This window comes from Catellatospora sichuanensis (genome assembly GCF_007483665.1).
GTDB classification, from domain to species: Bacteria; Actinomycetota; Actinomycetes; order Mycobacteriales; family Micromonosporaceae; genus Catellatospora; species Catellatospora sichuanensis.
This window is the reverse complement of sequence record NZ_ML660191.1, coordinates 18,211-36,566: the sequence shown is the minus strand read 5'-3', so window position 1 is coordinate 36,566 and position 18,356 is coordinate 18,211. Positions and strand designations below refer to the sequence as shown.

Below are 18,356 nucleotides of genomic sequence, written 5' to 3'. Positions count from 1 at the left end.
TCCTCGGTAGTGGCTGACCAGACTTACGGGTGGCGGCGTCAGCCCTTGACGGCGCCGGAGGTGAGGCCGCGCATGAACTGGCGTTGCATGGCGAGGAAGGCCAGCACGCTGGGCAGCAGCGCGAGCAGTGCGGCGGCCAGCAGCACGCCGACGCCCACTTCCTCGTCGGAGCGCAGCGTGCGCAGGGCCAGCGGGAGGGTGAACTGCTGCGCGTCGGTGGCGACGAGCAGCGGGAGCAGGTACTGGTCCCAGATCATGGTGAAGCCGAAGATGCCGATCACGCCGAGCGCGGGGCGGCACAGCGGCAGCACCACCGACCAGAACACGCGCAGGTCACCGGCCCCGTCGAGGCGGGCCGCCTCCTCCAGTTCGACCGGGATCTCCTTCATGAACTCGGTCATCACCAGGATGGAGAACGCCCACGCGCCGACCGGCACGATCATCCCGAGCAGCGAGCCGGTGAGGTTGACCTCGGACAGCACCAGCGACAGGGGGATGGCCAGCACCTCCTCGGGCAGCATCATCGTGCTGAGGATGAGCAGGAACACCAGCTTCATCAGCGGAAACTTCTTGCGCGCCAGCGAGTAGGCCGCCGATACGCTCACCGCGATCTGCAGCAGCAGCCCGCCGCCCACCACGATGAACGAGTTGGCGAGGTAACCCAGCACGCCGCGATCGAAGGCACGGGTGAAGTTGTCGAAGGTGAACTCCCCCGAGGTCAGCGACAGCGAGGTCGGGTCGGGCACCCGGGTGAACGCGCCGACCATCAGCGCCAGCAGCGGCCCGGCGAAGACCGCCACGACGATCGTGTACACCACGACCTTGGCCACGGCGGCGACCGGCCCGCGGCGGCCGCTGAAGCCGAGCGCGCTGTCGAATCCGGACGCCATCACGCCACCTGCCGCGACGAGCGGGCCTGCACGGCGCGGACCACGACGGTGAGCAGCACCGTCGCCGCCAGCAGCAGCATCGACCCGGCGGCGGCGATACCGAGCTCACCGCGTTCCAGACCGAGCTTGTAGATCAGCGTCATCATCACTTCGGTCGCTCCGTTGGGGCCGCCGTTGGTGAGCAGGAAGATCTCGGTGAACACGCGCAGGCCGCGGATCGCGGCGAGGGTGAACAGGATGGCGAAGACCGGGCGCAGCGCGGGGAAGGTGACGTGCCAGATCCGGCGGAAGACGCTCGCGCCGTCGACCGCGGCCGCCTCGTAGAGGTTGCGGTCGACCCCGGCCAGCCCGGCCAGGAAGATCATCATGTCGTACGGCGCGCCGCGCCAGATGCCGACCGCCATCACCGACAGCAGGGAGCTGTCCTCGCTGTTCAGGAACTGCGAGGGCCCCGCCCCGAACCAGCTCAGGATGGAGTTGACCGCGCCGTCGGGCGCGGGGAAGTAGAGGATGCGCCACACCTCTGCGACGACGGCCATCGCGGCGACGGTCGGCAGGAAGGCCGCGGTGCGCACCACCCACAGGTGCCTGGCCGAGCCTTCCAGCAGCAGCGCCAGGCCCATGCCGAGCACGATCGCGCCGCCGGTCTGGCCGACCGCGAGCACCACGGTGTGGCCGATCGCGGCGAGGAAGTCCTCATCGGTGAGCATCTGCCGGTAGTTGTCCAGGCCCACCCAGCGGTCGCCGAGGTAGGGCCGGACCTCGTACAGGCTCATCTTCACGGCCTGCGCCATCGGCCAGAACTTGAACATCGCGAAGATGACCAGCGCCGGGGCGAGGAACAGCCACGGGATCAGCGCTGCTTTGACGTTGCAGCGCCCGGCGCGTTTGGCGGGGGCCGGCGGCGGGGCGGACTGCCCGGGCCGCCGGCCGGGGCGCACGGCGGTCGCCGCGGCCCCGGAACCGGTGGCCTTCATCAGTCGCTCCAGCCCGTCACGCGGCTGCTCATGCGCCGGCCTTCTGCTTCTTGAGTTCCTCGCCGAACTTCGCGGCCAGCTTGGCCAGCTCGGCCTTGGGGTCGGAGGAGCAGTTGGCGACGATCGCGTTCAGGCTCTCCGCCGACGCGGTGCGGAACGGGGTCCACTCGGGCACCACCGGCGCGTACTTGCCGGCCTCCTTGTAGACCTTGTCGAAAACCAGCCAGCGGGTGTCGGTGCGTACCTTGGCCAGGTCGACGTTCTTGTTGACGGGCAGGCGGACCACGTTGCCGTCGGTGTCACCGGCCATGCCGATGGTCTGGCCCTGCTCGGTGATCAGGAACTCGGCGAACTTCTGCTGGCCCGCCGGGTTGGCCGAGCCTGCCATCAGGTAGACGTTCTCGCCCTCGGCCAGCGACGCGGACTTGCCGCCAGGCCCGGCCGGCAGCGCGACGACCTCGTACTTGTCCTTGCCGAGGTTCTTGTCGAAACGCGCCATGTTGTACGGGCCGGTGAAGTAGATGCCGCCCTTGCCCGACTCGAACAGCGGGTGTGCCTGCGTGGTCTCCGAGGTCACCGCGCCGGGCACGACGTTCTTCGCGCCGCAGAACTGGTCCTTGAGCCACTGCACCGCGGCCACCGAGCTGTCGGAGCCGATCGCCGGGGTGAGGCTGCCCGCCGACCCGGAGAAGTAGTCCGCGCCCGCGGCCCACAGGAAGCTGGAGAAGTACCAGTCCAGGTAGCCGCGCTTGGTGGAGCCGGGGATGACGTAGCCGTAGGTGTCGGCCTTGCCGTTGCCGTCGGGGTCCTTCGTGGTGAAGGAGGTGGCGAGCGCGTCCAGCTCGGCCCAGCTGGCCGGCTGGGCGGCGCCCACCTTCTCCCGCCAGTCCTTGCGGATGAACAGCGCGAACGACTGCGCCGAGAACGGCACCGCGTAGATCTTGCCGTCGGCGCCCCGGGCGGCGTCCCAGGAGGCCGGGGTGAGCTGGTCGCCGCCGGCGATGTCGCCCTGGTTCACATCGCGGACCAGGCCCTGCTTGACCAGGGTGCCCAGCTGCGCGGTGTCGTTGACGACGATGTCGGGCAGCTTCTTCTGGGCCGCGGCCTGCTGCAGCTTGGTTTCGAAGTCTTCGAACAGGGCCGTCACCTTGGCCGGGATGCCGGTGGCCTCGGTGAACTTCGCCGCCAGCGCCTGGTGGGTCTTCTCGGTGTTCGAGCCTGGGGGCTTGCGCACCCAGATCTCCAGCGGAGCCTTGCTGTCTGCCGCCGGTGGGGTGTCTTCACCACAGCCGGCCGCGGTCGCGAGTGCGAACACGGCCGCCAGCGCCGCCACGAGCTTGGTCGCATTTCGACTGAGCATCGGACGCTGCCTCCTGTCTACATATGTGGACGGATTCCTCTTATGTGCAAGTGGTGCAACGACAAGTTAGCGTCCGGTACTATGACCGTCAACACTCCCGAAACAATTCGCGTGGACGGTGGGACCCATGAGCTCAACCCAGCCCGACAGCTCGCTGGTGAAGTCAGCCGAGCGCACGGTCCGCATCCTGGAGACCCTGGCGGCCTCGCCCGTCAGGCTGAGCATCTCCGATCTGCAGGAGATCATGGGATACCCGCGTAGCAGCCTGCATGCCCTGGTCCGCACCCTGCGCGAGCTCAAATGGGTCGAGGCCGACGACAGCGGCTCGCTGTTCGGCGTCGGCCCGCACGCCCTGCTGTCGGGCACCGCCTACCTCGACCGCGACCCGGCGCTCCCCCACGTCTACGAAGCCCTGGAAGACCTGCGCTCCGAGATCGGCTACACCGTGCACTACGCACGTCGCGACGACGGACACGTCCTCTACCTGGGCAGCCGCGAGTCGCGTGATGCGGTGCGGGTCGTCTCCCGAATCGGCCGCCGGCTGCCCGCGCACATCACCGCGCTGGGCCAGGCGCTGCTGGCCGAGCTGACCCCGGTCGAGGTCGACAAGATCCTGCCGGACGAGCTGATCGGCTTCACCAGCCACTCGATCACCGACCGCGACGCCCTGCACGAGGAGCTGACCAGGGTGCGCGACCGGGGCTGGGCGCACGAGCACGAGCAGGGCACCGAGGGCGTGGCCTGCGTCGCGGCCGCGGTGCACTACCGCATCCCGGCCACCGACGCGATCAGCTGCTCCATGCCCGCCGACCTTGCCACCGACGCCGAAGTGGAACGCGTCGCCGCCGCGATCATGCGCGCCGCCACCGCGCTCGCGGGCACCCTGCGCCGCCACGGCATCCGGTGATCGCCCGCCAGGACGCCGATCGGACGGCGATCGAAGGCATCGTGCACACGTTCTTCGCCGCCTTCACCTCCGGCCCGGACGGCACCGCCCGGCTCGACGCGCTCCGCGACCTGTTCCTGCCCGGCGCGGTCATCGTGCGCACCTGCGGCGGCGAGCCGACCCGGTACGGCGTCGACGACTTCATCGCACCCCGGCAGGCCCTGCTCGCAGGCGACACATTGACCGACTTCCGGGAGTGGGAGCTGCCGGGGCGCACCGACGTGTTCGGCGACATCGCCCAGCACTTCTGCGCCTACGGCAAGTCCGGCGCGCAGGACGGCACGCCCTTCACCGGCCGGGGCATGAAGACGATGCAGTTCGTCCGCACCTCCGCCGGCTGGCGGATCAGCGCCGCCGCCTGGGACGACGAGCGAGAAGGCCTGGCCGTCGACGGCAGCTGAGCGCGCCGGCTCGTCGTAAACCGATGGCAAAAGGGCGCCGGGGCGGGCAGTCTCACGCCCATGACGAGTAGTGACCTGTGGGACGAGGACACGGCGGCGCGGTACGACGACACCTCGGCCGAGATGTTCGCACCCGACGTGCTCGACCCCACCGTGGACTTCCTCGCCCGGCTGGCCGGTGGCGGCCCGGCGTTGGAGCTCGCGATCGGCACCGGCCGGGTGGCCGTCCCGCTCGCGGCCCGGGGCGTACGCGTCTGCGGGATCGAGCTGTCGCAGCCGATGGTGGACCAGCTACGGCGCAAGGCGTCGGCGGATGAGCTGCCGGTCGTCGTCGGCGACATGGCCACCGCCACCGTCCCCGGCGAGTTCTCGCTCGTGTACGTGGTGTGGAACAGCATCGGCAACCTGCGCACCCAGGACGAGCAGGTGCGGTGCTTCCAGAACGCCGCGCGGCACCTCGCGCCGGGTGGTCGCTTCGTCATCGAGTTGTGGGTGCCGGGCATCCGGAGGTTCCCGCCGGGACAGTCGGCGGTGCCGTTCGCGGTGACCGACCGGCACGTCGGCTTCGACACCTACGACATGGTCACGCAGCAGGGCACCTCGCACCACTACCGGCGGCTCGACGACGGCAGCGCCCGCTACGGCTCCAGCAACTTCCGCTACATCTGGCCCGCCGAGTGCGACCTGATGGCCCGGCTGGCCGGCCTGGTGCTCGAACAGCGCGTGGCGAACTGGGCACAGGAGCCCTTCACCTCCGACAGCGAAAGCCACGTCTCGGTCTGGCGCAAGCCGGTGGACGCCTCCGGGAGCTGACTGACCGCGCGGCGGTCAGCGCACCCGGCACACCGGCGAGCAGTGCAGGCGAACGTGGTGTCGAGTGGACCCGGCGCACCTCGGGCTCAGTAGCTGACACCCAGGGGGAGGTCGCACCATTGGCCGCCGAGGCGGGTCAGCACCGGGTCGGACGCGAAGTCGGGCTCGCCGTGCTTGGCGATCAGCTGCTCGGCGAAGACCTCCGCGTCGTCCTGCGGGAAGTAGCCGATCGCCTCGCCCTCGGCCAGCGAGAACCAGCGCCGGGTGTTGCGGCTGATCCCCCACACGATGCGGAAACCCGGCGACGGCACGGACAGGCACGCCTCGATCAGGCGTACGCCGTCGTCCGGCGACATCCACAGCGCCAGCCCGCGCAGGCTCGGCGGCGTCGGGCACCACAGCCCGATCCGCAGGCAGATCACGTCCAAGCCGAACCGGTCGGCGTAGAGCTGCCCGCACGCCTCCATGGCGACCTTGCTCCACCCGTAGAGCGTGTCGGGGCGTCCGGGCAGGTCGGCCGGCGCGGGCTCGTCCCCACGGGGGTGGAAGCCGGCGGCGTGGTTCGACGACGCCAGCACGACGCGGCTGACCCCGGCCGCGCGGGCGGCCTCGAACAGCAGGTACGTGCCGTACATGTTGGACTCGATGACGTCGCGCACGTCGGACTCGCGGCTCTGGCCGCCCAGGTGCACCACCGCGTCGACGTCCCGCATGGCCTCGGCGAGCACGTCGGGGTCGGTCACCGAGCCGAGCATGATCTCCTCGCGGGAGCCGTCGACCCCGGCCAGGGGCGCGGGCTCGCGGATGTCGAGCAGGCGCAGTACGAGGTCCGTTCTGGCCAGGCCCGTACGCACCAGCGTCGCCACCTTGCCGGCGCCACCAGTGATCAAGATACGTCGCATGGCGAGCAGCATAGCCAGCATTCCAATGACCTGCCAAGATGAAGCATCTAGTCCACATATGTAGACGCTATCCGGTCGCGCGTCTAGGCTGGCCGTCATGCGCAGCGCGTTGATCGTCCGGGGCGGAGCCGAGTTCCACGACCCCGTCGGCACCACCGACAGCTTCCTGCCGTTCCTCCAGGACCAGGGTTTCACCGTCGACACCGCCGACGACCTCGCCGTCTACGACGACGCCGGGCTACTCGCCCGGACCGACCTGATCGTCAACTGCTGGACCGCGGGCGGCGACGCGCTCACCCCGGACCGCGCCCGCAACCTCGATCAAGCCGTCCGCGCCGGCACCGGCCTGGCCGGCTGGCACGGCGGCATCGTCGCCGCGTTCACCGAACGCCGCTATCAATGGCTCACCGGCGGCTGGTTCACCTGCCACCCGGGCAGCTTCGTCCCGCACACCCTCACGGTGCGACCCGAACATGCCGGGCATCCGATCGTGGCCGGACTCAGCAGCGTGGAGCTGGACACCGAGCGCTACTGGATGCTCGCCGACCCGCTCAACGACGTGCTGGCGACGATCACGTTCGGCGTCGAGGACGGCGAGCCCTGGGGTGAACCGGTGACCCATCCGGCGGTGTACACCAGGCAATGGGGTCTGGGCCGGATCTTCGTCTCGACGGTCGGGCACCACCTGCCCGACCTGGACATCCCCGAAATCCGCACGCTCACCGAGCGTGGGCTGCTCTGGGCCGCTCGCTCCTGACCTTCACACGGTCGAGCGGCCTGCCCTGGTCTCGCTGTGGATCAGGCTCCGGCGTGGGCATTGCCGGCAGCCGGCACGGCGAACGGGTCGAGCACGACGGGGCGGGGCTCAGCCGCGTCTCGGGTGTCGGTCCGGGGCTCCTCCGGTGCGCTGAAGACCAGCGTGGCCGGCGGGTTGGGCCGGTCGGGACGGTTCACGGATGCAGCGGACAACGCAGGCTCCAAGTGGATCAACAGCCGGGGGCAGGGCCCGAAATCCGGGGCACCTGCCGACGACGGTACCCGGGATGTGCGACAGATAACAGCCGGTAACGGAAACCATCGGACAGCCGGTCTCCGTTTGCGGGCCGTCGCGGTGGGTAACCGTGGGAACAGCCGGTCACCCTCCCCTCGTGCCGGGCGGCCGTCGCCGATCCCCCGCACCGCTGCCCGGAGGCCCCTATGTCGCTGTCCGAACCCACCGCCACCCCGGCTCCCCCGGCTCCCCCGTCGACCGAGGCAGCACGGTGGCGGGCCGGTCTGCGCGCCGCCCGCCAACGGCTGGAGTCGGCCCGTTCCGTGCCGCCGCTGCTGCTGCCCGACACCGTGGACGTCCAGGACACCGCGGACGACCAGCACCAGAACCCCGACCTCGCCGTCGCGTACTGGTTACGGGTCGCCGCCGCGTGGGGCTGGCGGCTGCTCGTGCTCGCCGGGGTCGGCTGGGTGCTGCTGTCGCTGGCCGGGCGGCTCGCCCAGGTGCTCGTGCCCCTGTCCATCGCGCTGCTGCTGTCGGCGCTGCTCGCGCCGATGGTGCGGCTACTGCACGAGCGGCTGCGGCTGCCCGCCTCGCTGGCCACCGCGATCGTCCTGTTCGGCGGGGTGCTGCTGACCGTCGGCTTCCTCACCCTGCTGGTCACCCAGCTCGTCGACGGCATGCCCGGCCTGGCCGAGAACGCCTCCGCCGGTCTGCAGCAGGTCCGGGAATGGCTGCGCACCGGCCCGTTGCACCTGTCCACCCGCCAGCTCGACGGCACGTTCGACGCAGCCGGCACCTGGGTCAGCGACAACCGGCAGAACCTCACCAGCGGCGTGTTCGCCACGGCGGGCGCCGGGTTCGAGGTGCTGATCACCGCGATGCTGGTCGTCGTCGTGACGTTCTTCTTCCTGCGCGACGGGGGGCGGCTGTGGCATCTGGCGACGTTCGCCCTGCCGCGTCGCGCGCGCCGGCCCATGCTGGAGGCCGGTGACGCCGGGTGGCTGACCCTGGTGGCGTACGTGCGCGCCACGGTGATCGTGGCGTTCATCGACGCCGTCGGCATCGGTCTGGCCCTGGTCCTGCTGCGGGTCGAGTTCGCGTTCGTGCTGGCGGCGCTGGTGTTCCTGTCCTCGTTCATCCCCATCATCGGGGCGACCGTGTCCGGCGCGGTGGCGGTGCTCGTCGCGCTGGTGGACCAGGGGCCGCTCACAGCGCTGATCGTGCTGGCCGCGGTGATCCTGGTGCAGCAGCTGGAGGGCCACGTGCTCCAGCCGCTGATCATGGGCCGGGCGGTGGCGATCCACCCGCTGGCCGTGATCCTGGCACTGGCCGCCGGGGTCGCCGTCGCCGGGATCATCGGAGCGCTGGTGGCGGTGCCGATCGTCGCGGTGCTCAACACCGCGCTGCGCCACCTGATGCACCGGCAGCCGCCTAGCCCGCCGGAGGCGGTCGTGGTCAGCGCCGGCCCGACGCCTTGAGGGCCCGGGTGTCATAGCCCGTCGCCATAATCCGCGCGTGGATCTGGACGAGTGCTGGGCACTGATCGAGTCGGAACGCGCCCACGTGAACTCGTGGGACGACATGGACTGGGAGTTCGGGGAGGCGATGATCGAACGGCTCGCGGCGCTGCCGCCCGCCGACATCGTCGTCTTCCAGCACTACTTCGACGGCCTGCAGTTTCAAGTGTCCTCCGACCGCGTCTGGAAGGCGGCCTGGCTGATCCAGCGCGGTTGTGGCGATGACTCGTTCAGCCGCTTCCGCGCCGGGCTGGTCGGCCTCGGCCGGGAGTGGTACGAGCGCATCGTCGCCGACGTCGACGCGCTGGCCGACCATCCTGCGGTCCAGGGTGTCGCCGCGGGCACGGTCGACGAGAACGCCCTGATGATGGAGACGTTCGAGTTCGGCGCGTTCGAGGCGTATGAGAGGGCCACCGGCATCGAGGACGGGTTGTGGGCGGCCAGGGACGACTACACACCCGCCGAAGCGCACCCGTGGACGGAGCCGGCCGAGACCGGCTGGCACCTGCCGCGTCTGGAAGCGCTGTTCCCCCAGAACGCCAGGGATTTCGATCGGCACCGCGCCCGTATGACGACCACCGGCTGACCCGGCCTCGTTCGGTGAAACGCGGCGGGCAGGACGCCTGAGTCGTCCTGCCCGCCGCGGGCGCCGGCCCGGTCACCCAGGTGTGACCAGGCCGGCGGGCCTCATACCTGGGTAAGCCGCCACATCTGGTTGGTGCCTGTGTGGCAGGCCCACTGGATGACCGCGGCGTTGTCGGCCGTGGAGGCGCCGTTGACGTCCAGGCACTTGCCGCTGTGTACGGCCTTGAGCTGGTACACCCCAGCGGTCGAGGTGGTCAGCGCCTGCCACTTCATGTTGTTGTTCGTGGTGCAGGTCAGCTGGACCATCGCCGCCCCGTCAGCGGTCGAGCCGCCGGTCGCGGCCAGGCACTTGCCGCTGTGCACCGCCTTGAGGTAGACGTAGCCGCCGCCCGCGTCGACGGCCTGCCACCGCTGGTTGTTGGCCCCGGTCGCCGACCACTGCACCACGGTCGCGTTGTCCGCCGTGGACACCCCGCTGACGTCGGCCAGCTTGCTGCTGTGCTGGGCCGTCATCGTGTACGTCTTGCCCGCGATCCCACCGGTCGGGTTGGTGCCCACCCCGGCTCCGGCGAAGGTGAACGAGTCGAGGTCGAAGCCGTTGTTCGCGCTCGACTTGAACACCATGTACAGCTTGTGCGTGCCCGACAGCGCCGCCACGTTCGCGGACGCCTGCTGGACGTAGGTGTCCCAGCCGCCGGTCGCCGCGATCGGGTTGGTCGCCAGCAGGGTGCCCGTCGGGGAGTCGGCGCGCAGCTCGATGCTGCCGCCGCCGCTCGGCGACGAGACCCGGTAGCTGACGCTGGTGATGCCCTGCACGCTCATCGGATCGAACATGATCCAGTCGTTGTTGCTGACGTCACCGATGCGGTTGCCGCTCTCCGCCCCGGCCTGCGCGACGACCCGGATGCCGGACTGGCTCGTGAAGTACTCCGCCTGCTTGTGCTTGGGCTGCAGCACCACGTTGGCATAGCCGGTCAGCCGCGCCACCGAGCCGTTGCCGTTGTCCTGGTAGCGGGAGTTGAGCAGGTAGAACAGGTTGGCCCCGTCCGGGTGGCCGCCGAGGTTGCCGGTGTTGACGGTGCCGGAGCAGCCGGGCAGGTCGGTGGTCGGGTGGGCGTGGTCGTCGTGGCCGAGCGCCGGGTTGGTGAACACCTGCGTGCAGTTGATGGTGCCGTCCTGCGCGTCGGTGACGCTGACGTTGTAGGCCACGTTCTGCCCGAAGTCGAGCATGCCGCCGTTGGGCGGCGACGTGATGTTCACGACCGGGGCGTTGTTGCCCACCGTGATCGGCACGTTGACGAACGAGGACCGGCCGGTGTTGTCGGTGACGGTCAGCTTCGCGGTGTAGTTGCCGTTGGTGGAGTACGTCCGGGTGGGGTTCGCGGCGGTGGAGTCGGTGCTGCCGTTGCTGTCGAAGTCCCACGCGTAGGTGAGGGTGTCACCGGCGTCCGGATCGGCGGAGCCGGCGCTGGAGAACGCCACGTTCAGCGGGGCCAGGCCGTTGGTCGGGGTGCCGGTGGCCCTGGCGATCGGGGCGCGTCCGCCGTGCACGTAGTCGATGCGGTAGAGCCCGGAGTCGTTGTTGCCGCCGTTGAACTCCGAACCCCATTCGAGCACGTACAGCGACCCGTCAGCACCGAAGCGCATCGCCATCGGCTTGATGAAGCCACCACCCGGCATGAACGGGTTGATCTTCACCAGGTTGCCCGAGGCGTCGAAATGGATCTCCTTGATGTAGTTGCGCGCCCACTCGTAGAAGAAGTGCACGCCGTTGTAGTACGCCGGGAACTTCGTCGCCGAGGTACTGGCCGCGTTGTAGCGGTAGACCGGACCGCCCATCGGCGCCGAGCCGCCCTCGCCCATCTCCGGGAAGTTCGGCGAGACGCCGTAGCCGTACCAGATCTGGGGCTGGACCAGCGGCGGGAGCACCCGCAGGCCGGTGTTGTTCGGCGAGTCGTTGACCGGCGCGTTGCAGTTGAACTTCGCCCCGACCACGCCCGTCGTCGGGTTGTACGGCGCGTAGGCCTGGTTGTTGCCGTGGCAGAACGGCCAGCCGAAGTTGCCCGCCTGCTTGATCACGTTGAGCTCGACCAGGCCCTCGGGGCCCCGGTTGGTGGTCGCGCCGCCGCGGTCGGGGCCGTAGTCGGCCAGGTTCACCCAGCCGGTCTGCATGTCGACCTCGAACCGGAACGGGTTTCGGAAGCCCATCACGTAGATCTCGGGCTTGGTCAGCGCGGTGCCCGGCGCGAACAGGTTGCCGCTGGGGATGGTGTAGGTGCCGTTGCTCTCCGGGTGGATGCGCAGCAGCTTGCCGCGCAGGTCGTTGGTGTTGCCGGCGCTGCGGGCGGCGTCGAGGAAGCTCTTGCCGGCCCGCCAGTCCAGCGGCGCGTAGCCCTGCCAGGCCGGGTCGAGGTTGGGCGGGGAGTCGTCGCCGGTGGACAGGTACAGGTTGCCGCCCGGCCCGAATGCGACGTAGCCGCCGGTGTGTCCCGGCTCGCTGAAGGTGCGGTCGCGGTAGGCAGGCACGTTGAGCAGGACCTGCTCGCTGGCCAGATTCACCGTGTCGCCGCTGACGGTGAACCGGGACAGCCGGTTGACGTCGGTCGTGCTCGACGCTGGCGAGTAGTACAGGTAGATCCATCCGTTGGTGGCGAAGTTGGGGTCGAGCGCCATGCCGACCAGTCCGTCCTCACCGCCGGTGTAGACCGACAGCTGGGCCGCCTGCACGGTCTGCTGCTGCGCGGGCTTGAAGACGTTGACCTTGCCGCCGCGCTGGACGTAGAAGACCCGCCCGTCGGGGGCGATGTCCATCGCCATCGGGTCGACGGTGTTGGAGTCGAGGGTGACCTTCTCGAAGTTGCTCCACACCGTGCCGCCGCAGTCGCCGGGCAGGTTGCCCGCCGCGTAGCGCACGCCGCCCAGGATGTGGTTGCGGAAGTTGGTCTCGCTGTAGGACGCGTTGTCGTGGCCCATCGCGGTGGCCCACACCTTGCCGCCTTCGGCCTCGCGGCACCAGGAGATCGGGTGGTCGGGGCCCATCGCCGCGCCGCCCGGGTTGTAGGTGCGCTCGTCGGCGGTCACCAGCACGTGCACCTGGCCGCGTGCGTTGACGTCGAAGTTGTACCACTCCTCGGTGCGCTGCCAGTTGTCCGGCAGGCCCACGGTCGACGGGTGCACCTTGTCGGCCACCCGCGCGTAGCCCTGCAGCGAGCCGGGCGAGTGCTCCGGCATGTGCGCCCCGCCGTTGATGGTGGCGTCCCACCACGGGAAGGCCGACTCGATGCCCATGTCGGTGGCGTTGTGGATGGCCACGATGCCCTTGCCGCTGCGCAGGAAGTTCTGCGTGGCGGTGCGCTGGGCGTCGTTGTCGAAGATCATGCCGGAGGTCTGGAACATGACCAGCACGTCGAACGTGTTGAGGTTGGCGGTGTTCAGCACGGTGGAGTCCTCGCTGAACACGACCTCGAAGTTGTTGGCCGCGGCCAGCTGGTTGAACATGGTGACACCGGAGGCGATGGATCCGTGCCGGTAGCCGGCGGTCTCGCTGAACACCAGCGCGCGGAACGCCGGTGCGGCCGAGGCGGTGCCCGTGGGGAGCACGCTTACGGCTATTGCGGTGGCCAGCGCGAGGAACGCGCCAAGGACAGGTCTGCGGCGGCTCATGCCGTCTCCTTCGTGGAAAAGGACGGGCGGGGTTCTCATGCGTCCGCCGCGACGCATGACCGTGCAGCGCTCCGATGCCGGACAGGGATTCGGCATCGACATGTGTCGGTCCCGTTAACGGGGAGCGCGAAGCCGAGCATGGCCCGAGCCAGCGGGCCCCGTCAATATCCTGCCTCTGCCAGTTTTAAAATAATCAGAGAAAGTTTGTTGCCTGCCAGGCGAAACTACGGTCCACCTCGGGGAAAGCTCAAAATCGCTCGGCGCATCGCGCCTGCTAGATGCATCAATGCCGAACCGTGACCATTTCCCGCTCGTTACAGGCTTGCTAGATCGAGCGTCAACGTTTAACGTCCGACGCCAAGACTTCCGATCGGGACAGCAAAAGTTCTTGCTACGCCAACGAAAGTGCGGAAGCCTCCGGCCTCAACCCGAACTGATCGAGGAGGTGCGGTGCAGCCAGACAGCGAGCAGCCCCTGCTGCGGATGCGGGGCGTCGGCAAGGCGTTCTTCGGGGTGCGCGTGCTCGACGACGTCGACCTCGACCTCCACTCCGGACAGGTGCACGCGCTGGTCGGCGAGAACGGCGCCGGCAAGTCCACCCTCATGAAGATCGCCAGTGGGGTGTACCAGCCCGATTCCGGCTCCCTGGAGCTGTCCGGCCGGCCGGTGGCGCTGCCGGACCCGCGGGCCGCGCAGACCGCCGGGATCGGCATCATCCACCAGGAGTTCAACCTGCTCCCGGAGCGCACCGTCGCCGAGAACGTGTTCCTCGGCCGCGAGCCGATGCGCCGCGGGCTGGTCGACCGCCGGGCCATGCAGTCCCGCACCGCCGAACTGCTGGCGGGCATCGGCGAGGCCACGATCGCGCCGCAGACCAGGGTCGGCCGCCTCAGCGTCGCCCAGCAGCAGGTCGTCGAGATCGTCAAGGCGCTCGCCCTGGACGCGCGGGTGCTCATCATGGACGAGCCCACCGCCTCCCTGGCCGACCACGAGGTCGAGCTGCTCTACGCGCTGGTCCGGCGGCTGCAGCAGCGCGGCATCGGCATCCTCTACGTCTCGCACCGGCTCGCCGAGGTCTTCGACCTGTCCGGCCGGATCACCGTGCTCAAGGACGGCCGCCGGGTGACCACCCTGGACACCGCCGAGGCGACCGCGGACACCCTGGTGCGGCACATGGTCGGCCGCGAGCTGTCGCACTACTTCCCCGAGCGCGCTGCCCCCGGCAGTGCCGGTGCGTCCCGGCTCCAGCTGTCCGCCGCGGGCAACGGCCGACTGCGCCCGGTCGACCTGGAACTGAGGTCGGGCGAAGTGCTCGGCGTCGGCGGCCTGCAGGGTTCGGGCCGCTCCGCGCTGGCGCGCGCCGTGTTCGGCATCGACGGCTTCCGCACGGGGCAACTGCTGCTCGACGGGGTGCCGGTGCGGGTGCGCTCACCGCGCCAGGCCGTGCGGGCGGGCATTGCGTACGTCACCGAGGACCGCAAGGGCGAAGGCCTGGCGCTCAGTCAGTCGGTGCTCGACAACGCGCTGCTGGCGCAGCGTTCCGTGCGGCCGCGCTGGTTCGGCCGCACGAACCGGACCACCACCGTGCGCGAGTTGCTGGACGCCGTCGAGGTGCACGCCGCGGGCACCGAGCAGGAGATCCGCTACCTGTCCGGCGGCAACCAGCAGAAGGTGATCCTGGCCCGCTGGCTGGCGATGAAACCGCGGGTGCTGCTGTTCGACGAGCCCACCCGCGGTATCGACGTCGGCGCGAAAGCCGCCATCCACGATCTGATCCGCCAACTCGCCGCCGACGGCGCGGCAGTCCTGATGATCTCGTCGGAGCTGCCCGAGCTGATCGGGATGAGCGACCGCATCGTCGTCATGCGCGACGGCGCCATCGCGGGCGAACTGCCCGCCGGGTCGAGTGAGGAGGCCGTGATGGGCCTGGCCACCGGGGCCACCACGAGCACGGAGGTGCCGGCATGAGCACGGACACGGTGCGCCGACTGCGGCTGCCGCAGCTCGACGCGACCAACGGCGTGTGGCCGGCCCTCGCTGTGGCGCTGATCGTCGGCGGCACACTGGTCGCCCTCGACGGCGGCTCGCTGTTCACCGAGTCCAGCATGATCAGCCTGCTGCAACGGGCGGCCGGGCTCGGCATCGTCGCGGTCGGGCAGACCATCGCCATCCTCGCGGGCTCGCTCGACCTGTCCGTGGCGTACGTGATCAGTCTGACCTCGCTGGTCGCCGCCGAGACGATGGCCGGATCCGACGGCATGGTGCTCCCGGCCATCCTCGCCGTGCTGGCCGTGTCCGCCGCGATCGGGCTGCTCAACGGCCTGCTCATCACCAAGCTGCGGATCAACGCGTTCATCGCCACGCTCGGCGTCGGCCTGCTCATCAAGGGCTACCTCGAACAGGGGTACGCCGGACCGGCGGGCAGCGTGCCGACCTCGTTCCAGCACCTCGGCTACGACCGCCTCGGCCCGGTGCCGCTGTCGTTCCTGCTGTTCGCCGCCGTGGCCGCCGCCATCTGGTTCACCCTGCGCAGCACCCGCTACGGCCACCACCTGATCGCGACCGGCGGCGACCTCGACGTCGCCCGGCTGTCCGGGGTGCGCACCGACCGGGTGCTGATCCGCACCCACGTCATCTGCTCGCTGTGCGCCGGGATCGCCGGGCTCTACCTGGCCAGTCGCCTGGGCGCGGGCGCGCCGCGGGTCGGCGCGGAGGGCGGCTACGACCTGGAGTCGATCGCCGCCGTCGTGCTCGGCGGCACGGTGCTGGCCGGCGGCCGGGGCGGGGTCACCGGCACCGTCGGCGGGGTGCTGCTGCTGGCCGTCATCGACGGCGTGTTCAACCAGCTCGAGGTCGACTCCTTCTTCAAGCAGATGGTGCGCGGCGTGGTCATCGTCGCCGCGGTCGCGGTGTACGCGCTGCGCCTGCGCCGCACCTCCGACCGGCGGAAGGCGGCGGTGGCATGAGCGAGCGCAGCGAGCGAATCAGCAGGCCTGATGATTCCGCCGACGAGCGCAGCGAGGAGCAGGCATGAGCACCGACCTGGCGACACCGACCGGCTCCGCTCCCGCCGTCCCGTCCGGACTCGGCGGCGGCGGCCGCAGCGGCTGGGGCCCGGGCAGCATCCGGCCCGTGCTGATCATCCTGGTACTGCTGCTGATCGCGGTCGGCATCCGCCAGCCCGACTTCTACGACCCGCCCGTGCTGCTCGCGTTCCTCAAACGCGCCGCCCCGCTGATCATCCTGGCCGCCGGGCAGTACTTCGTCATCGTCGCGGGCGACTTCGACCTGTCCGTCGGCTCACTGGTCACCGCCGAGGTCGTCATCGCCGCCCGGCTCATCGACGGCGACCCGAACGCGACCTGGCCCGTCATCGCGCTGCTGCTCGGCTTCGGCCTGCTGATCGGCCTGGTCAACGGCGTGGTCACCACGCTGCTGCAGGTGCCCTCGTTCATCACCACGCTCGGCATGTACCTGGTGCTCGTCGGCGCGGTCTACACCTGGACCGGCGGCTCACCGCGCGGCGCGCTGTCGGAGGAGTTCCGGCTGTTCGGCCGCCGCGGCATCGACGGTGTGCCGGTGCTGGGGCAGCTGCCGTACGCGGTGCTGGTCCTGGCCGGTGTCGCGGTCCTCGCCGTGCTGGCGATGCGGTCGGACTTCGGCAAGGTGCTGCTCGCCGTCGGCGACAACCCGCGCGCGGCCCGGGTCACCGGGGCCCGCACCGCCCGGGTGCGCACCATCGCGTTCCTGGCCAGCGGACTGGCCGCGGCCGTCGCGGCGATCCTGCTCGGCGGCTTCGGCGGGGTGTCCTTCCAGGTCGGGCAAGGGCTGGAGTTCACCGCCATCACCGCGGTCGTGCTGGGCGGGGTGGTGCTCGGCGGCGGGCGCGGCTCGGTCGCCGGGGCCATGCTCGGCGCGCTCACCCTGCAGACCCTGCTCACCCTGCTCAACCTGCTCGGCGTATCCGGCGCGCTCAGCTCCGCCGTGCAAGGCCTGATCATCCTCGCGGCCGTCGCCGTCGGCACGCTGCGCCGCCGTACCTGAACCGCTGTACCTGAACCGCCCTGAAACCGAACCGAGAGGAACGCGCATGAGGAGAAGCACACCCTTCCTGCTGGCCGTGTGCACCGCCGTGGCGGTGGGCGTGGTCGGCTGCACCAGCGACGTGCCCGGCGCGTCGCCGAGCGCCGGACCCAGCGGGGCCGGCACCGGCGAGACGTCGAAGTTCTTCGTCCAGGCCGACCACGACAACGAGCTGGCGCTGCGCACCAAGTCCGCCACCGGCCCCGCGGACAAGCCGTGGGAGCAGGCGCTCGACCCGAAGACCGTGGAGACCGCCAAGTACAAGAAGGCCGGCCCGTACCACCTGTGCTTCTCCAACGCAGGCGTCGGCAACCCGTGGCGGCAGGTCGGCTTCAAGAACATGCAGGCCGAGGTCAAGCTGCACCCGGAGATCAAGACGTTCACCGTGGCCGACGCGGAGAGCAAGGACGACAAGCAGATCTCCGACATCACCGACCTGCTCGGCAAGGGCTGCGACGCCCTGATCGTCTCCCCCAACACCACCGCGACGCTGACCCCCGCGGTCGAGCAGGCCTGCGCGAAGGTGCCGGTCATCGTGTTCGACCGCGGCGTCAACACCAAGTGCCCGGTCACCTTCATCAACCCCATCGGCGGGTACGCGTTCGGCGCGACCGGCGCGGAGTTCCTCGTCGAGAAGGTCAAGCCGAAGGGCAAGATCCTCGCGCTGCGCATCCTGCCCGGCGTCGACGTGCTCGAAGCCCGCTGGGGCGCGGCGAAGGTCGTCTTCGACAAGTCCGACCTGGACGTCGTCGGCGTCGAGTTCACCGACGGCGACGCGGCCAAGACCAAGACCATCGTCAGCAACTACATCCAGCGCTTCGGCGACATCGACGGCATCTGGATGGACGCCGGCGCCACCGCCGTCGCCGCGGCCGAGGCGTTCGAGGACGCGGGCAAGCCGTTCCCGGCCATCGTCGGCGAGGACCAGCAGGACTTCCTCAAGATGTGGCAGGACAAGAAGCTCACCGCGATCGCCCCGACCTACCCCACCTACCAGTGGCGCACCCCGGTCATCGCCGCGCTGAAGATCCTCAACGGCGAGGCCGTGGCCAGCCCCTGGAAGCTGCCCCAGCCCACCATCACCCAGGACAACCTGGGCCAGTACGTGCAGGCGGACATGCCGCCGCTGCACTACGCCATGTGCGGCTGCGCCACCCTGCCCGGCTACCCCAAGGACTGGGGCGGCAAGTAACTCCCTGCGTCACCGCGGCGGCCGCCCTCCTCC

The 18,356-nt window shown here is 70.1% G+C and carries 16 protein-coding genes; 10 read left to right on the top strand and 6 right to left on the bottom strand.

Annotated features, from left to right (window positions below; genetic code table 11):
- Positions 1–38 precede the first annotated feature (38 nt).
- From FLL47_RS12895 to FLL47_RS12885, 3 genes are read right to left on the bottom strand one after another with little or no spacing between them, the layout of a single operon-like run.
- A complete protein-coding gene (locus FLL47_RS12895; RefSeq protein WP_144120748.1) occupies positions 39–890 on the bottom strand; it encodes a carbohydrate ABC transporter permease in 852 nt (283 codons plus the stop codon).
- Positions 890–1,867, bottom strand: coding sequence for a carbohydrate ABC transporter permease (locus tag FLL47_RS12890; RefSeq protein WP_144120747.1), 978 nt, complete (start codon positions 1,865–1,867; stop codon positions 890–892). Before FLL47_RS12890 ends, FLL47_RS12895 begins: the two co-directional genes overlap by 1 nt.
- A 28-nt stretch (positions 1,868–1,895) precedes the next feature.
- Complete coding sequence (locus FLL47_RS12885) at positions 1,896–3,227, bottom strand: sugar ABC transporter substrate-binding protein (protein ID WP_144120746.1); 1,332 nt, start codon at positions 3,225–3,227, stop codon at positions 1,896–1,898.
- 127 nt (positions 3,228–3,354) lie between these two features.
- On the opposite strand from FLL47_RS12885, the gene FLL47_RS12880 reads away from it, so the two are divergent.
- From FLL47_RS12880 to FLL47_RS12870, 3 genes are read left to right on the top strand one after another with little or no spacing between them, the layout of a single operon-like run.
- Positions 3,355–4,134 carry an IclR family transcriptional regulator gene (locus FLL47_RS12880; protein WP_144120745.1) on the top strand — a complete coding sequence of 260 codons (780 nt, stop codon included), beginning with the start codon at positions 3,355–3,357 and terminating at the stop codon, positions 4,132–4,134.
- Positions 4,131–4,574, top strand: a complete 444-nt coding sequence (locus FLL47_RS12875) for a nuclear transport factor 2 family protein (RefSeq protein WP_246157859.1) — start codon at positions 4,131–4,133, stop codon at positions 4,572–4,574. Before FLL47_RS12880 ends, FLL47_RS12875 begins: the two co-directional genes overlap by 4 nt.
- 60 nt (positions 4,575–4,634) lie before the next feature.
- Positions 4,635–5,387, top strand: coding sequence for a class I SAM-dependent DNA methyltransferase (locus tag FLL47_RS12870; protein WP_144120744.1), 753 nt, complete (start codon positions 4,635–4,637; stop codon positions 5,385–5,387).
- Positions 5,388–5,473: 86 nt separating this feature from the next.
- Here the strand turns inward: FLL47_RS12870 and FLL47_RS12865 are convergent, their stop codons facing one another.
- On the bottom strand, positions 5,474–6,289 hold the full coding sequence (locus FLL47_RS12865; RefSeq protein WP_144120743.1) for an NAD-dependent epimerase/dehydratase family protein: 816 nt from the start codon (positions 6,287–6,289) through the stop codon (positions 5,474–5,476).
- Positions 6,290–6,386: 97 nt separating this feature from the next.
- Here FLL47_RS12865 and FLL47_RS12860 point away from each other — a divergent pair, with 97 nt between their 5' ends.
- Positions 6,387–7,046, top strand: coding sequence for a ThuA domain-containing protein (locus tag FLL47_RS12860; protein ID WP_144120742.1), 660 nt, complete (start codon positions 6,387–6,389; stop codon positions 7,044–7,046).
- Between the two features lie 41 nt (positions 7,047–7,087).
- Here FLL47_RS12860 and FLL47_RS42870 read toward each other — a convergent pair whose 3' ends face one another.
- The gene (locus FLL47_RS42870) at positions 7,088–7,243 is read right to left on the bottom strand and encodes a hypothetical protein (RefSeq protein WP_186315696.1); all 156 of its coding nucleotides are present in this window, start codon (positions 7,241–7,243) and stop codon (positions 7,088–7,090) included.
- A gap of 243 nt (positions 7,244–7,486) precedes the next feature.
- Here FLL47_RS42870 and FLL47_RS12855 point away from each other — a divergent pair, with 243 nt between their 5' ends.
- Both FLL47_RS12855 and FLL47_RS12850 read left to right on the top strand, forming a co-directional pair.
- Entirely contained in the window at positions 7,487–8,761 is a 1,275-nt protein-coding gene (locus FLL47_RS12855) for an AI-2E family transporter (protein WP_144120741.1), read from the top strand.
- A 37-nt stretch (positions 8,762–8,798) separates the two neighbouring features.
- On the top strand, positions 8,799–9,386 hold the full coding sequence (locus FLL47_RS12850) for a DUF4240 domain-containing protein (protein WP_144120740.1): 588 nt from the start codon (positions 8,799–8,801) through the stop codon (positions 9,384–9,386).
- A gap of 101 nt (positions 9,387–9,487) precedes the next feature.
- On the opposite strand, the gene FLL47_RS12845 is transcribed toward FLL47_RS12850, so the two are convergent.
- Positions 9,488–13,048, bottom strand: a complete 3,561-nt coding sequence (locus FLL47_RS12845; RefSeq protein ID WP_144120739.1) for a ThuA domain-containing protein — start codon at positions 13,046–13,048, stop codon at positions 9,488–9,490.
- Between the two features lie 450 nt (positions 13,049–13,498).
- On the opposite strand from FLL47_RS12845, the gene FLL47_RS12840 reads away from it, so the two are divergent.
- The 4 genes from FLL47_RS12840 to FLL47_RS12825 all read left to right on the top strand — a co-directional run bounded on the left by FLL47_RS12840 (position 13,499) and on the right by FLL47_RS12825 (position 18,323).
- Positions 13,499–15,016 carry a sugar ABC transporter ATP-binding protein gene (locus FLL47_RS12840; RefSeq protein ID WP_246157857.1) on the top strand — a complete coding sequence of 506 codons (1,518 nt, stop codon included), beginning with the start codon at positions 13,499–13,501 and terminating at the stop codon, positions 15,014–15,016.
- Positions 15,013–16,014 carry an ABC transporter permease gene (locus tag FLL47_RS12835; RefSeq protein ID WP_144120738.1) on the top strand — a complete coding sequence of 334 codons (1,002 nt, stop codon included), beginning with the start codon at positions 15,013–15,015 and terminating at the stop codon, positions 16,012–16,014. Before FLL47_RS12840 ends, FLL47_RS12835 begins: the two co-directional genes overlap by 4 nt.
- A 64-nt stretch (positions 16,015–16,078) precedes the next feature.
- Positions 16,079–17,092, top strand: coding sequence for an ABC transporter permease (locus FLL47_RS12830; RefSeq protein WP_144120737.1), 1,014 nt, complete (start codon positions 16,079–16,081; stop codon positions 17,090–17,092).
- Between the two features lie 46 nt (positions 17,093–17,138).
- On the top strand, positions 17,139–18,323 hold the full coding sequence (locus tag FLL47_RS12825) for a substrate-binding domain-containing protein (RefSeq protein WP_144120736.1): 1,185 nt from the start codon (positions 17,139–17,141) through the stop codon (positions 18,321–18,323).
- Positions 18,324–18,356 lie beyond the last annotated feature (33 nt).

What these genes read in the sequence shown, in the direction of transcription:
- FLL47_RS12895 (WP_144120748.1), bottom strand. Translation starts at nt 890, where the DNA reads ATGGCGTCCGGATTCGACAGCGCGCTCGGCTTCAGCGGCCGCCGCGGG.
- FLL47_RS12890 (WP_144120747.1), bottom strand. Translation starts at nt 1,867, where the DNA reads ATGAAGGCCACCGGTTCCGGGGCCGCGGCGACCGCCGTGCGCCCCGGC.
- FLL47_RS12885 (WP_144120746.1), bottom strand. Translation starts at nt 3,227, where the DNA reads ATGCTCAGTCGAAATGCGACCAAGCTCGTGGCGGCGCTGGCGGCCGTG.
- FLL47_RS12880 (WP_144120745.1), top strand. Translation starts at nt 3,355, where the DNA reads ATGAGCTCAACCCAGCCCGACAGCTCGCTGGTGAAGTCAGCCGAGCGC.
- FLL47_RS12870 (WP_144120744.1), top strand. Translation starts at nt 4,635, where the DNA reads ATGACGAGTAGTGACCTGTGGGACGAGGACACGGCGGCGCGGTACGAC.
- FLL47_RS12865 (WP_144120743.1), bottom strand. Translation starts at nt 6,289, where the DNA reads ATGCGACGTATCTTGATCACTGGTGGCGCCGGCAAGGTGGCGACGCTG.
- FLL47_RS12860 (WP_144120742.1), top strand. Translation starts at nt 6,387, where the DNA reads ATGCGCAGCGCGTTGATCGTCCGGGGCGGAGCCGAGTTCCACGACCCC.
- FLL47_RS12855 (WP_144120741.1), top strand. Translation starts at nt 7,487, where the DNA reads ATGTCGCTGTCCGAACCCACCGCCACCCCGGCTCCCCCGGCTCCCCCG.
- FLL47_RS12845 (WP_144120739.1), bottom strand. Translation starts at nt 13,048, where the DNA reads ATGAGCCGCCGCAGACCTGTCCTTGGCGCGTTCCTCGCGCTGGCCACC.
- FLL47_RS12835 (WP_144120738.1), top strand. Translation starts at nt 15,013, where the DNA reads ATGAGCACGGACACGGTGCGCCGACTGCGGCTGCCGCAGCTCGACGCG.
- FLL47_RS12830 (WP_144120737.1), top strand. Translation starts at nt 16,079, where the DNA reads ATGAGCACCGACCTGGCGACACCGACCGGCTCCGCTCCCGCCGTCCCG.
- FLL47_RS12825 (WP_144120736.1), top strand. Translation starts at nt 17,139, where the DNA reads ATGAGGAGAAGCACACCCTTCCTGCTGGCCGTGTGCACCGCCGTGGCG.